Raw genomic sequence first — 15114 nt, 5'->3', positions numbered from 1 at the left:
CTTATTCAGGAGGTAATTGAGAGAATTGATTTTTGAGTGCTGGATTTCGGGAGAATTTGGTTTTCCATCGGAAAATAAAATAAAGGGAGGCCAGCCCCATCACGAGCAGCCAAATCCAGGTGGAGTGAAAATACCATTCCGAGAGTGGACTTTGCAAATCTTTCGTCACGTGGATGATCAAAAACCCGCTCAGGAAAATCACCCCGGCAAAACCCACCAAACGCTGAAGGAATTGGCTTTTCAGCACGATAATCCGCTTATAAAGGGTGGGATTTACTTTGGGTAAAAGCAGCAAAGAAAGGCACATCAGGAGAAAATTTACCAGCATGGAAGTGACCATGATGTCGATCCCCAGAAAGAAATCCCCTGCAAATTGACTCCCCAAAATCCCCAAAGTAGAAATCATCCCACTGAGTAAAATTGCCAAATAGGGACTTTGGTATTTCGGATGAACTCTGGAAAGCCGGGAAGGGAAAATCCCGTCCTCAGCCCAGGAGAAAACCAATCGGGAAACGGAAAGAATCATTGCCGGTAGGTCATTCAGAAGCGCAATAGCGGCTCCCAAAAGGATTAATACGCCCAAGCTCGAAGGCAAAACATAGCTGAGCAATCCAGCTGCGGTGAGGTCCTTTTTCAGGGATTCCTCCGCCACAAACTGCCAAGGCACGGTATGATACACGGCGTAGGTGAAGGCAAAATAGAATAAGCCTACCCCAAAAATGGCCAATCCAATAGCACGGGGAAGGTTTTTCTCCGGATTTTTCGCTTCTCCTCCCGCCTGAGCAATGGCATCAAAGCCGATAAAGCTGGAGAAAAGCAGGGCTGCTGCCGAGAGGAAGGTTTTCCAATCGAAGCTTCCGGAATAGAGTTCCTGAGTTTGCTGGTCTTTTTCCTGAAGGGCCAAAAGAAAATCACCCTGATCGTAAAGTAAACCGCAGACAATCACAATCGCTCCCAGTCCAAACATGAGCAACATCAGCGGAATCAAGGTTTTTTCATAAAACTTCACCCCCAAAATATTGATGCCCACAAAAGCCCAGAGTAAAGCAAGAGAGAGCAATACCCTTACGCTGCCTATTTCCAGAAAATCAGCCACATCGGTCCATGCCAAAGCTTGAGCCACATCCCTAAAAAAGGGAACCACCACATAGGCAATCACTCCGATCACGATGGAGAGTCCAAACCACTGGGAAAAGCTAGCCGCAAATCCAAAATAGGGATGGATTGCCCGACTGGCGTAAAGGTAAGATCCTCCCGCCCGGGGCATGGCTGAAGCCAAAATGGTGTAGGCCAAGGCGGCAAACACCGCCGGAATGGCAGCAAACAGGAAAGCAGGAAGCACGTAGGGGCCGATTCCCGGGACATTGCGCTGGATCATAAACGGCACCACATAGATTGATGCCCCGATCATGGAGCAGATTCCTGTGGCTGCCAAGCCCAAAAGCCCGAGTTGGCGGGATAGGTGAGGGGGTGCTTGATTCATCTTTGGCTAAAATGGAAAGAAGCAGGAAACCCTGCAACTAGGGCTTGGAAATTTGCAGTCTTTTCGGAATTAATTCGGATATTTTTCCTTTCGGAAACTGACTTTGATCAGTCTTTTCGGGGGAAGTTTTCCGGATTTTTGTAAGCATTGAGTTCCCAATCAGCTTTTATCATGACCAACGCAGTTTACCTCACTACCACAGAGCCATTTTCAGGAAAATCCATCTTTGCCCTGGGCTTGGTTAATCTTTTGGCATCCAAAACCGATAAAATCGCCTACTTCAAACCCATCATCACGGTCCAAAAAGAGCATAGAGATCGACGATTGGAGCTGATCAAGCAGCATTTTAATCTGGCATTGCCCTACGAGGACATGTTTGCTTTTACCATCGAAAGGGCATTTAAAGAAATCAACCGAAAGAATGAAGCAGCCCTGATCGATACCATAATCGATAAATTCCAGCGGATCAGGGAAAGCTCAGATTTTGTCGTGGTGGAAGGGACAGATTTTGCGGGGATTACTACCAACCTGGAATTTGACGGGAATGTCTCGGTGGCCAAAAATCTGGGAATTCCTGCGGTGATTATCGTCAATTGTGCCCGAAAGACGGTCATGCAGATCGTCGAGCAGGCCATCGCCACGGTCAACTCTTTTCTGGCCGAAGGGGTGCAGGTGCTCACTTTGGTGGCCAACAAGGTAGAGCATGGAAAAGAAGGGGAGATCAAAGCCCGATTGCAAGAAGTGCTGTCCAAAGACATTCTGATCAGCACGATCCCCACTCACATGGAGCTGAGCAATCCAACCATGGAGGAAATCAGGGATTCCATGGGTGCCAAGGTGATTTTGGGAGAAAAGCTCCTGACCAACCGGGTCGACCATACCATCGTGGGTGCCATGCAGCTGAGAAATTTCCTTCAGCGGGTAGAAAACAATACGCTGGTGATCACTCCGGGCGATCGGGGAGATATCATCATTGGAGCCTTGCAGGCAAATATTTCCAAAAACTTCGGTAAAATATCCGGCCTCATCCTTTCCGGAGGGATGCTTCCGGAGGATTCCATCGTACAGTTGATCGAAGGTCTGGAGACGGTGGTGCCTATTCTGCAGGTGGAAGAAGCCACCTTCGAAGTGGTCACCGAGGTGAGTAATATCAAGGCAAGAATTGCTGCCGAGGACAAGGAAAAAATCGCCATTGCCATTCGGCTTTTCGAAGAGGCCGTGGACGAAAAGGCCTTGACAGACAAGCTGATTGGCTTCCATTCTGAAGTTCTGACTCCGAGAATGTTTCAATATCAATTGGTCAAGCGGGCCAAATCAGCCATCAAGCATATTGTCTTGCCGGAAGGCGAGGACGACCGCATCCTAATGGCAGCAGATCAGTTGATCAAGCAGGGCGTGGTGAAGTTGACTCTTTTGGGTAACCGAGAGGCTATCGAGTTAAGTGCTAAAAGATTGAATCTTTCTCTGGATTTGGAGGCAATACCAATCGAAAGTCCGCTGGCATCGGATCGCTATGAATCCTATGCCCAAACGCTTTACGAGCTAAGGAAAAGCAAGGGAATCACCCCGGAAATGGCCCGTGACCTGATGCAGGATGTGTCTTATTTTGGGACGATGATGGTTTTCCGAGGAGATGCAGATGGTATGGTTTCGGGAGCGGTGCATACGACTCAGCATACCATCCGTCCGGCCTTACAGTTTGTGAAGACCAAGCCGGGAGTGAATACGGTATCCTCGGTCTTTTTCATGTGCCTTCCCAATCGGGTTTCGGTCTTCGGGGACTGTGCAGTCGTACCCAATCCGACTTCCGAGCAATTGGCAGACATTGCCATTTCTTCGGCCGAATCAGCGATGATGTTTGGCATAGAACCCAAAATCGCCATGCTTTCCTATTCCTCCGGGACTTCGGGGGAAGGAGAAGAAGTGGAAAAAGTCCGAAAGGCGACCGACTTGGTCAAACTCAGAAGACCGGATCTGAAAATCGAAGGACCGATTCAATACGACGCGGCGGTGGATCCCGTGGTAGGCAGGCAAAAGCTGCCCAATTCCGAGGTGGCCGGTCAGGCGAGTGTGTTGATTTTCCCCGATCTGAATACCGGAAACAATACCTACAAAGCCGTGCAGCGGGAAACCGGTGCCATCGCCATCGGCCCGATGCTGCAAGGACTCAACAAACCCGTGAATGACCTGAGTCGTGGCTGTACCGTGGTGGATGTGTTCAATACTGTGGTGATTACAGCGATACAAGCGCAAAAGCAATGAGCAATTTTCAATGAGTAATCTTCAATGAGCAATTATCAAAAACCAATTTTCAAGGGAAGTTCAATTGATAATTGAGCTTGAAAATTGAAAATTGATAATTCTGCAAAATCTTCCGTCTCCAGTCTTCTGTCTCCGGTCTTCCTTCTTCCGTCTTCCCTCTTTCAAAACATGAACATCTTCGTCATCAATTCCGGCTCCAGCTCGATCAAGTACCAACTCATTTCCATGCCCGAGGCAAAGGTCTTGTGTTCCGGTTTGGTGGATCGGATCGGGCTAGAAGGGTCCAAAGTGGAGCATAAGTCCTTTTTGGAGCAAGGAGAACTGAAAAAAGTACTGGAAATCCCAGTTCCCAATCATTCGGTAGGGCTTCAAAACGTAGCCCAACTCCTGACCGATAAGGAAGTAGGCGTGATTTCCGATCCTTCGGAGGTGGAAGTGGTAGGCCATCGGGTGGTGCATGGGGGAGAAAAGTTTGCCTCGACTCAGGTGATTACCCCCGAGATCAAGGCCAAAATCAAGTCCCTTTTCCCTTTGGCTCCTTTGCACAATCCGGCCAATTACTTGGGCATCGAAGTGGCGGAAACGATCTTTCCTCAGGCCAGACAGATTGCCGTGTTTGACACTGCTTTCCATCAAAGTATGCCCGCTGTGGCCTTTCGCATGGCCATTCCCAATGAATTGTATGAAAAAGAAGGGATTCGGGCCTATGGATTTCATGGGACGAGCCACAAGTATGTGTCGGAAACGGCGATGGAGCTCTTGGGGAAAAAGTCAAGCAAACTCATTACCATTCACCTTGGAAACGGCTGCAGCATGGCGGCGATTCAGGATGGAAAATGCGTGGATACCAGCATGGGTTTGGGTCCGATGAATGGGCTGATTATGGGCACCCGTGCCGGGGATATCGATCAATCGGTGATTTTTTACCTGGTCAATGAACTGGGCTATACCCTGGATGAGGTCAATACTCTGCTTAACAAAAAGAGTGGCATGCTGGGACTGACGGGCTACAGCGATATGCGGGATATCGGCAAGCTGTATCATCAGGGGCAGCCCGAAGCCATCTTAGCCTATCAGCTCTATGCCTACCGGATCAAAAAGTATATCGGTTCCTTTGCTGCTGCGATGAATGGACTGGATGCGATTGTTTTTACCGGAGGAGTGGGGGAAAATGACCAGCTCACCCGAACCTTGGTCTGCGAAAAGATGGATTTTATGGGCATTAAGCTGGATTCAGAAAAGAACAAGCTGCCCAATTTCGGCCCTCGTGCTATCCAAAGCGAGACTTCAGCCGTTCAAATTCTGGTTATTCCTACCAATGAAGAGTTGGAGATTGCAAAGCAGTGTTTTGAAGTGGAGGATTGAAGACAGTTGATTAAAGACCGATGACTGAAGTCCGATGTCCCAAGTAGAACAAGCTCCAACGGAACGTTTTATATCAGCCAAGGGTGCAACCCTTGGTTAAAGATGGAACCCCAAAATCACCCCTCGCTGGCGCAGAGTTTTCGATTTGGAACGGGACGTAGATCGCCAGCGAAACGGAGTTTAGATTTTTGGTGATTGTAGCTCCAACGGAGCGTCTTATATCAGCCAAGGGTTCAACCCTTGGTTAAAGGTTGAATCCCAAAATCATCCCTCGCTCGCGCATAATTTTCGATTTGGAACGGGACGTGGATCGCCAGCGAAACGGAGTTTAGATTTATAGTGATAGCAGCTCCAACGGAGCGTCCTATATCAGCCAAGGGTGCAACCCTTGGTTAAAGATGGAACCCCAAAATCATCCCTCGCTGGCGCAGAGTTTTCGATTTGGAAAAGGACGTAGATCGCCAGCGAAACGGAGTTTAGATTTATAGTGATAGCAGCTCCAACGGAGCGTTTTATATCAGCCAAGGGTGAAACCCTTGGATATAGGTTAAACCCCAAAATCACCCCTCGCTGGCGCATAATTTTCGATTTGGAACAGGACGTGGATCGCCAGCGAAATGGAGTTTAGATTTTATGTTAATACCAGCTCCAACGGAGCGTCCTATATCAGCCAAGGGTTCAACCCTTGGATAAAGGTTCAACCCCAAAATCCCCCCTCGCTGGCGCATAATTTTCGATTTGGAACGGGACGTGGATCGCCAGCGAAACGGAGTTTGGATTTTTGGTGATTGTAGCTCCAACGGAGCGTCTTATATCAGCCAAGGGTGAAACCCTTGGATATAGATTAAACCCCAAATTCACACCCCTCGCTGGCGCATAATTTTCGATTTGGAACGGGACGTGGACCGCCAGCGAAACGGAGAAGGTAAAATCATTTTTTAACCATTGAGGAAGTTTAGGATATTAAGGTGACATTGCCCCGGTTTGGGGAATAAATAAAAAACCTCAACTCCTTTTCAATTTCCCTCTCGTCCCATTTGGACAACTTTTCCGTTGTATCTTTATCCACCAAACTGAGTTTCTCTTTTTCAAACCCGAAGTTTATTGCCCGTGCGTATCAGAAAATCAAGAATATTTCTCGGACTGATTTTTTTGCCCATGCTTTTGATTGTTGGCTTGTTCCTGTATGTTGATCAAAATCAGGAGCTTGTGGTGGCCCGTGCCTTGAAGTCCTTCAACCAAAGTATCCCAGGAGAAATACAAATTGACTCTTCTCAGCCTGAGTTTTTCGAGAATTTCCCTTACATCTCCATTGACCTACGTGGTCTTCGCCTCTTCGAAGACAAGTCCAAAGGCACACCGATTGCCCAAGTGGATGATTTTTATCTTGGCTTTAACCTTTGGAACCTTCTCCAAGGAGACTACACCGTCAAAAAAATCAAAATTTCAGGAGGCTATCTTCACGCAGTCAAAGACCTCGACCAAAACCTCAACCTGATGAAGGCTTTGGTCAAGGCGGATGAATCGGACACGCTTGCTTCTGAGTCGATGGAATTTGATTTGGCTTCCTTCCAAATGGGGGATTTCTTCGCTTCTTATCTGGACCTTGGCGATAGCTTGGAGACCGATCTTCAGGTGGAAAAGCTCACTGCCTCGATCAGCTTTCGGGATTCGGTTTATCGGGTAGGTTTGGATACCCGAATGGACTTGGATGTGCTTTCCAAAGGTCTTCCAACTTTTCTCAGTCAGAAAAAAACCGGGCTGAAACTTGACTTGGTTTATGATAGTGAATCCCGCGAGCTTCAGGTGAATAAGTCCCAACTGGAACTCGAGGAGGCTGATTTCGAACTGGCAGGAAAAGTGGCCGTGCTGGATGCAGGGATGGATTTAAACCTGAAAGTCGAAGGGAGAAAGCCTGATTTTAATTTGTTGGGAGCTTTCTTGCCCAAAGAATTGGCCGATGGGCTGAAGCAGTATCAAAATCAGGGCGATGTTTTTTTCCGTGGATCTATCTTGGGAAAAGCCGGTGAAGGGGAGATGCCGGCTATCACTATTGAATTTGGGTGTGAGGATGCTTTTTTCCTAAAGACAGCCAATGCCCAAAAACTGGACGAGCTTCGATTTACCGGATTTTTCACCAACGGGGCAGAACGGAGCCTTCGAAGTTCGGAGTTTCATTTACAAAATTTCAAAGCAAAACCCGGAAAAGGCGATTTTCAAGCCAATCTGATTATCAAAAACTTTGAAGATCCCCATGTCAAAATCAATATGCTTGCAGCGCTTGACTTGGATTTTGTGGGGGAGTTTTTTGACTTGGAGGGTTTTGAGGGGATTTCTGGAGAGATCAAGCTTTCTATGGATTTTGATGAGCTTCAGGACGTCTCCATGGATCGGGCCGACCTGATTCAGCTCAAAGAGAGCGTTCAAAGCGAGCTGATTCTTTCCAATCTCAGCTTTTCTTTGCCAGGATTGGCTAAGCCGATTAAAAAAATGGATGTTCGGGCAATCCTAAAAGACGGTGCCTTAAGTCTTGAGCGGTTTGATATGGGAATTGGCTCTTCCGATTTGAGTTTGTCGGGAAGTCTGAGCGATTTTCCGGCCATCTTTCATCGGTTGGACGAGCCGGTGGAGGCGAAGTTGAAGCTCAATTCGACGCTATTTGATCTGAAAGATGTGTTGGGGGACAGTTCCTCGCTAGAGATAGTCCATGATCTTTCCGTCAGTCTTTCTTTTGATGCCATTGCCAAGGATTTGTTTGGGTTTGACTACCTGCCCAAGGGGAATTTTTTAATTGATGATCTGTATATGAAGCTGGAGAAATTCCCCCATGTCCTTCATGATTTTCATGCCGATGTGCTGATTGGGGCGAATGATTTGAGCATTCGGGATTTTAAAGGAGAGGTGGATCAGACCGATTTCCTCTTTACCGGCAAGGTGGAAAACTACCGAAAGTGGTTTCGGGAAGAACTGTCAGGGAAATCGAGCTTTACCCTCGATTTGATTTCCAGACAGATTCGGGTCAACGATCTGCTGACCTACGACGGGGTGAATTACCTACCGGCATCCTATCGGGATGAGACCCTTCAGAACCTCAGCCTGAAAGCCAAGATTGACCTCAACTACCAAAACGGGCTTCAATCCATGGATCTTAATCTGGAGCAGTTTAAGGGAAAACTGAGTCTCCATCCTCTGAAGCTGGAGTCTTTCTCCGGTCGGGTACACTGGGAAAACGGTTGGCTGGATGTAAGGGATTTTGGAGGGAAAATGGGCGAATCAGACTTTAGGGTCGATCTTTTGTATAAAAAGGAAAAAGACAGCACCGAAAAGAAAAATGAATTTCGACTTCGGGCAAAAGCCTTGGATTTGGATGCCTTGTTAGGATTTGAGGGCTTCGAAAAAGACACGAATCACCAGGAAGCCTTCAATATTTTTTCCCTGCCTTTTTCAGAAATGCGATTTGCCGCGGAGATCGGGAAGTTGAAATACCATACCTATTGGTTGGAGAAAATCCGCCTGCAGGCCCGAACCGATCCCGGTCATATGCTTTATCTGGATTCGCTTTCCATGAATGTGGCCGACGGGAGTTTGGGAATGAAGGGCTATTTCAACGGTTCCGACCCCGAGAATATTTACTTTTATTCTGACCTGAAGGCGGAAAAAATGGACATCGATCGGCTGCTGTTCAAGGTGGAGAATTTTGGGCAGGATTACTTGATCAATGAAAATCTGAAAGGAAGAATTTCCGGAAATATCAGCAGCAAATTCAAGGTTTACCCAGACTTGACTCCGATTTTGGATCAATCGGAAGCCAAAATGGAGCTGAGGGTGTATGATGGCAGTTTGATCAACTTTGCGCCCATGCAGGCCATGTCGTCCTATTTTGCAGACAAAAATCTGAACCGGGTGAGGTTTGATACACTCAGTAATACGTTCGAACTCAAAAATGGAACCCTCTTTATTCCCAAGATGGATATCAACTCCTCTTTGGGATTTATCGAATTGTCCGGCAAGCAAGGTTTGGATCTGACGATGGATTACCTGATAAGTGTTCCGCTCGGTATGGTCACCCAAGTGGGTTTTCGGGCCTTGTTTGGTGGAAGAAATCGCAACGAAATCGATCCGTATCAGGAAGATGCCATCGTCAGCAGGGCGGAGGACCGCAGGGTGCGCTTTGTAAACCTTCGGATGACAGGCACACCGGACAACTATGACATCAAGTTGGGTAGGAAGTAAAGAGAAATATCAGCCCTATCGGAGAGTTTTGTTTTAGTCAGGGGAATTAACTAGTGCTGGCCGAAGATTGCAACTTCACCCTAATATCCAAACCAATTTTGAATTGGCTTTAATATTGGAAATTTAGATTTTATGGTGATACCAGCTCCAACGGAGCGTCCTATTTCAGCCAAGGGTTCAACCTATGGTTAAAGATGGAACCCCAAAATCATCCCTCGCTGGCGCATAATTTTCGATTTGGAAAAGGACGTAGATCGCCAGCGAAACGGAGTTTAGATTTATAGTGATAGCAGCTCCAACGGAGCGTCCTATATCAGCCAAGGGTTCAACCCTTGGATAAAGGTTCAACCCCAAAATCATCCCTCGCTGGCGCATAATTTTCGATTTGGAAAAGGATGCCGATCGCCAGCGAAACGGAGAAGGTAAAATCATTTTTAAACCATTGAGGAAGTTTAGGATATTAAGGTGCCTTTGCCCCGGTTAGGAGAAAAGGTAAAAACCCTTAACTCCCTTTCAATTTCTCCCCCCGCCCAGACAACTCGGCAAGCTGCTGAATTCTTGCCTTTCTGGTCTTTTCGGTCTTGGCGAGCTTAAGCCAACGGAGCACAAATCGCTTGCTCGAATCATTGATCCCATGAAAAAAATCACTCGCTCCGGGGATTTGGTCTAATCCATCCTGCAGATCCCTCGGCACTTCCAGACGATCCACATCGTCCATAAAATCCCAAAGACCGACTTGCTTCGAATAGTCAATAGAACGAAAACCGGCCTCATGCATCCTTCCCTCAGCGATCAACTTGGCCGCCCGATCCTTGTAGGTTTGTGCCCAATGCTGCACCCTCCGGGGAGAAATCAACTGCATGGTCCGTCGATCGTCCAGCTTCCTGCGAATCCCATCTATCCAGCCAAAGCAGATCAATTCATCCAGAACAGCTTCTCGGGATAGGTACTTTTCGGGAACAGCCTTCAGATAAGTGACCAACCAAACCGATTCCTTTTGTTGGTGATTTTGCTCCAGCCAAGTGCGCAATTCGGAGGAGGAAGTGACTTCCACTTTCTGGAAATTATCGGTTGGGATCATGGGACAGGACTAAATTGCTTGGATAACCTGTTCCCTTGAGGGAGTGTTTGAGAGGGGGGTAAAAATCAACAAAAGCCAGAAATCTCATCTAGTCCTTTATACACCGAACCGAATATCCATCCGAGAATGAACTCTCAAAGGTGGAAAACAGGCGATCATCTTTAAAGCTCAGACTCACGATCCAGACCGACTCGGTGCGGGAATCCACGGTACTGCTCCACCAATAGCCGAAATTTCCTCCTGCCACAAAGCCTTCGTTTAGTTTGAGTAGGGAAAGCTCCCGAAATCCCCCCCGGCAAAGCTGAAAAGCCACTGGAATTGGTTCCGTTGCCCTGTTCGTTCCAGCCAAACTCTTGCTTTAGGAATTTTCCTACCAAGTCCTTTCCTCCCAGGCTGACCATCAAATCCAGCCAATCTGCCTGAGAGGGGATTCGCCAACCCTCAGGAGCCAACCCCCTGGGATCGGAAACCGCAAAGTAGTTGTAGAGCTTGCCGTAGGAAACGCCATTTTCTTCCTTGTTTTCAAAATAGCACCAGGCAGGCTGTCTTTTTCGGGCAGCTTGAGCCCATTCTTGGTAGGATCGGGCTTGAGGGATGGAGTCGCCGTTTCGGAAGGTGTGCACATTTAGGTTTTCTCCCATCCACAGCTGATGGCCAATGATGACCTCCGGGATGATTTCCTGAGCAAAAATCCGCTTAGAAATCGGAGCAAAGGTCAACAATACTAGCAGCAGGTATTTTCCGGAAACAGTTTGGGAGGACATCGGATTCATCAATTCGAACGACTATGCTGAATTTTTGATCCAAAATAAACCCTCAATTCCTGATCAGGCTATAAGTCATTTGCCGTATTTGTTTTTGGGGGAATGGGGTGGAGGTGATGGTTTTTGGCTTTGTGTTCGGGCGAGGCGATGTTTGGAAACAGGCTTTATCATTTTTCCTTTTGATACTTTACAAATTCTATGGCCTCTTTCATGGTTTCAGGAAAACGTCCATAATACTGAGAATCCTCCTTTTTAAATGCATGATCGTATCGAAATCCATTTTCGATTAAATACTCAACCACTTTCCATTTTTTTAATTCTGTCTTTTTTGGTGGTTGAAAAAGGTGACTTACTGTGATACTTGGTCCACCGCATTCGGGACATTTCGAAGAACTTGGTATTGTGAAATCCGTGCCTCTACTGAAAGCTTTTCTACAAGTCAGGCAAATGTCCTTATATCCCATTGATTGCTAATTTCAGTTTTTTTGTGAAAAGCTCCTTATGGCTTATCCTCCTAAGTTCAAATAAAAGTTACGAAATAATGCCTTCCCACTACCTACAATTCAATGAACCGGTCCCGATGAACTGGGAAGTCCAGTGTCCCGCACGTAAGGGGAATTTCAGGATTGAGAGAATTGCAAATTCTTAATGATATGAAGGCGTAGTTGCTCCCGTACAGCTGTCGGGATACGCCTAGTCCTAACTGCCTTTTCTACTCCAATGGGGGGTACTAAGCCAAGTTCTATTTGGCTTTACTACTCCCAGTGGGGTTTAGCGAATTGCAAATTCTTAATGATATGAAGGCGTAATTGCACACTATGCCTAGTCCTGACTGACTTTACTACTCCAAGAGGGGCTCAATTACTTTATTTACATCTCCTAATTGATTCATATATAAGACTATCGACCGTTTTGTTATATTCCAAACTTAGGAAATTCTCCATATTGCTTAAGGAATAAACGAACATTTCCACCAATTCATACTCAGTCACTTCATAGGGCAGGGAGTCTGTTTCCCTAATTGTGCCCTTATACCAAGCACCTATCTCTGAACTTCGTGCGCTTTTAATTGAATCCTCTTGTAATAAAACAGAGTAGTAATCTATTTCATCAATTTTCGTTCTGCTTCCGCCTTTTGATATGTAATAAAAATGGTGGTTTCTATATCCTGTTTTTTCTATGCTGCCTTGATATAATAAAATTCCATTTTCAGGGAAATTTAACTGTTCCCTTCCATTTTTCTTTGAAACCTCTTGTCCACAAGAAATTTGTTGAACAACTATTGCTTTACCCTCAAAATTCTCTGGAAAATTAAAATCAATCTTTTGAGCAGTCTCCTTATAAAATAAGCTTGTACTAAAAAGAAATAAATTAAAAAAAGGAAACCAAAGTATTACTGGCAAAACTGTGCAAATTACCTTGGTTAAAACCTTTACCCTACTAAACCAGACAAACCCAATACCTATGAAAAAGAAAGGAAAAACCTGAATTATTAAGAATGGGATTATTGACACCAAAAAGGTGAGGATAATTAGTGTAAGTCCAAAGATGTATTTTTTATCTTTCAATTAAGTATTCCTTTTTACTACATTTTAAAATGGACTTTGTCCGTTTAATTATGTGCCGTTGAGGGCTTGGATGGCAAATGAAAGAGGAATGACTGATTTATCCGACTACTCCGAAGCTGTATTCCGTGACCGAACCTTATTTGAAACCGAAATTACAAATTAACACCACACCCCGCAATGGTCACATACATTTGATTAGCTGCTTTTTTTCACTTCAGTCCAGTCAATCGAACAAACGTGTAATTGTCACGTCCTTTCGCTCCGTTTACAGAACTTTTCCAGGTTATTTTTATTTCATTGTCGGTAATTCTTCCTTTATAATGAACAGTCCCAGTCAGGCCAGTTGTTGAAAATTTGATTTTTGTCCCAGTGACAACATAATTTCCCTTACTAACTTGCCCTGCATTTATGTGAAACCAGTCCGTTATTTCGTCTAATTTTCCTTCGCAGTCAGTTCCAACGCTTATAACTTTTCCGTCTGGATAAAACCGTAAATAAAATTGCGATCCCTCATCGTCATCTTCTTCAATAAAGCACTTTGTCTCATATAGTCCGTCAAATGACAAACCCGATTGTCCAATTTGCCCAAAGAAAGAAATCCATATCAGTGTATGTATAATTGTTAGCGTTATCTTCATTTGATTTTTATATCTGATGGCTTCTCCCGTGAATAAAATTTTCTAATTGAAGCAAATTACAAATTTGTTGGTAGAAAGGCGTAGTTGCTCCCGTACAGCTGTCGGGATACGCCTAGTCCTAATTGGCTTTACTATTCCCGGGTGGGGGGTTCTTAAGGACTTCTGGGTTTTTCCCGTCCCTCATCATCTTCCATTTTTCCTTACGGATGATGTAGCTGTGTTTGTCTATAATTCTTAGAGCATATTCGAGCTTAGTGTGAATTTCATTTTGCGGTGTGGAATCTGAAATTTGTGTTAATATTTCATTCTAAAGAGAGTCAAAATTGAATGTTTTCTTATAGAGCGAATACTTTGCAATTGAGTCAAATGCTTGTATTACGTATTCTTTTTGGGGATAAGAATTCGTGCTAGTCTCACAAACTACTATACCTACAATGAGAAATATGCAAAAGAATGTGTTCCTTTTCATTTTAAATTACACCCAACGTCCAACTAAAATGAGTATGCGCCTCAGTTGTTAGAAGCACAAAAGTTTCTCTTTTGAACTATCAAATCAAAGGGCACAGTTCGCATATTTATTTTAGTGTTTGTGTGTGCCCAGCATGGGCATCTGATATCGAAGATATCAAATTATTCCAGAGGGTGAAAGTCCCTTATGCGCGGGGGTAACGCCCTGAAGCATTAGCAAGTCGCAAGGTGGTTTGTCGTAAGGCATGCACTGAAGGAAGCGAGCCTGCAAACCCCGGTTCCAACGAACAGGAACTGGATAAGGAGGCCTGACAGGTCGGATAAGGTAGCACAGCATACTGACGTCCCAAGGGTGGGGAACCATCAAGTGCCTGCCTGGTAGATCCAGTGGAGATTGGGGGAAGGAATATGCTCTTACCTGGGGAGATCTCTGGATGTCGAGAACATTCAAGAGAAGTCAGCAGAGGTCATAGTAGCTAGCAGAAACGAGCCATAAGAACTATGGAGGCCTCATGAAACTGGCGAAGGACTGAACATTGGATTACGTCCAAATTCGATGAGGAGTTCCGTCCTGCGGAATAGCCTTTTCCTAAGCAGGACTGAGCGTTAATAAATCTTCCTGTGGAAGATTTTAGCGAAGGGCCGGAATGCAGGGGAGGGTTACCAGTTTTAATAATGATAGAACAAGTACTTAACCGTAAGAACCTCTTCAAAGCCTACCGAAAGGTGGTGCAGAACAAAGGCTCGGCAGGTGTGGACGATATGATGGTCACCGAACTGTTTTCCTTTCTGGAAAGCAATAGGAACAGCCTTCTGACCTCCATCCTCAACCATAGTTATGTACCCAAACCTATCAAGGGAGTGGAAATTCCCAAGAGTAATGGAAAGACCAGATTACTTGGAGTTCCCACAGTGGTAGACAGATGGCTCCAACAGGCGGTAAGCCAAGTACTGATGACAAAATATGAACTCACATTCGAAGATCACAGCTATGGCTTCCGTCCCGAAAAGAACATCCATAAGGCTCTAACACAAGCCCTGAAAAACATCCCTGTCTGCCGACAGGCAGGAATGATGGCTACCAGGACATTGTGGATATCGACCTGAAAGGATTCTTTGACGAAGTGGACCATTCGGTTTTACTTCAATTGATCTACCAGCGGGTGAAATGCCCGACCACCCTGAGGCTTATCCGAAAATGGCTGCGTGCACCGATCCAGATTAACGGAAAACTACACAAGCGTAGAAAAGG

General features: G+C 45.7%; 9 protein-coding genes. 4 read left to right on the top strand and 5 right to left on the bottom strand.

The genetic code is table 11. The annotated features are described in order from the left end of the window. Nucleotide 1: 1 nt before the first annotated feature. The gene (locus AAA943_RS17625; RefSeq protein ID WP_338225605.1) at nt 2-1483 is read right to left on the bottom strand and encodes an APC family permease; all 1482 of its coding nucleotides are present in this window, start codon (nt 1481-1483) and stop codon (nt 2-4) included. Between the two features lie 171 nt (nt 1484-1654). On the opposite strand from AAA943_RS17625, the gene pta reads away from it, so the two are divergent. The 3 genes from pta (at nt 1655) to AAA943_RS17610 (ending at nt 9343) form a co-directional block, all read left to right on the top strand. Next, nucleotides 1655-3745, top strand: coding sequence for a phosphate acetyltransferase (gene pta / locus AAA943_RS17620; RefSeq protein ID WP_338225604.1), 2091 nt, complete (start codon nt 1655-1657; stop codon nt 3743-3745). Between the two features lie 168 nt (nt 3746-3913). Further along, nucleotides 3914-5110: an acetate/propionate family kinase gene (locus AAA943_RS17615; RefSeq protein ID WP_338225603.1), complete on the top strand. Its 1197-nt coding sequence runs from the start codon at nt 3914-3916 to the stop codon at nt 5108-5110. A 1158-nt stretch (nt 5111-6268) separates the two neighbouring features. Then, nucleotides 6269-9343 carry an AsmA-like C-terminal region-containing protein gene (locus AAA943_RS17610; protein WP_338225602.1) on the top strand — a complete coding sequence of 1025 codons (3075 nt, stop codon included), beginning with the start codon at nt 6269-6271 and terminating at the stop codon, nt 9341-9343. 502 nt (nt 9344-9845) lie between these two features. On the opposite strand, the gene AAA943_RS17605 is transcribed toward AAA943_RS17610, so the two are convergent. From AAA943_RS17605 to AAA943_RS17590, 4 genes are all read right to left on the bottom strand, one after another. Then, nucleotides 9846-10424: a YdeI/OmpD-associated family protein gene (locus AAA943_RS17605; RefSeq protein ID WP_338225601.1), complete on the bottom strand. Its 579-nt coding sequence runs from the start codon at nt 10422-10424 to the stop codon at nt 9846-9848. A gap of 161 nt (nt 10425-10585) precedes the next feature. Continuing rightward, nucleotides 10586-11188, bottom strand: coding sequence for a fibrobacter succinogenes major paralogous domain-containing protein (locus AAA943_RS17600; RefSeq protein ID WP_338225600.1), 603 nt, complete (start codon nt 11186-11188; stop codon nt 10586-10588). An 866-nt stretch (nt 11189-12054) separates the two neighbouring features. Then, the gene (locus AAA943_RS17595; protein WP_338225599.1) at nt 12055-12756 is read right to left on the bottom strand and encodes a DUF6843 domain-containing protein; all 702 of its coding nucleotides are present in this window, start codon (nt 12754-12756) and stop codon (nt 12055-12057) included. A gap of 209 nt (nt 12757-12965) precedes the next feature. After that, entirely contained in the window at nt 12966-13394 is a 429-nt protein-coding gene (locus AAA943_RS17590) for a hypothetical protein (protein ID WP_338225598.1), read from the bottom strand. A gap of 1143 nt (nt 13395-14537) precedes the next feature. Between AAA943_RS17590 and AAA943_RS17585 the strand changes: the two genes are divergently transcribed. Then, the gene (locus AAA943_RS17585; protein ID WP_338225597.1) at nt 14538-14969 is read left to right on the top strand and encodes a hypothetical protein; all 432 of its coding nucleotides are present in this window, start codon (nt 14538-14540) and stop codon (nt 14967-14969) included. Nucleotides 14970-15114 lie beyond the last annotated feature (145 nt).

It is taken from the genome of Algoriphagus confluentis, assembly GCF_036245625.1.
Classification (GTDB): Bacteria; Bacteroidota; Bacteroidia; order Cytophagales; family Cyclobacteriaceae; genus Algoriphagus; species Algoriphagus confluentis.
This window is presented reverse-complemented; position numbering and strand designations above follow the sequence as displayed.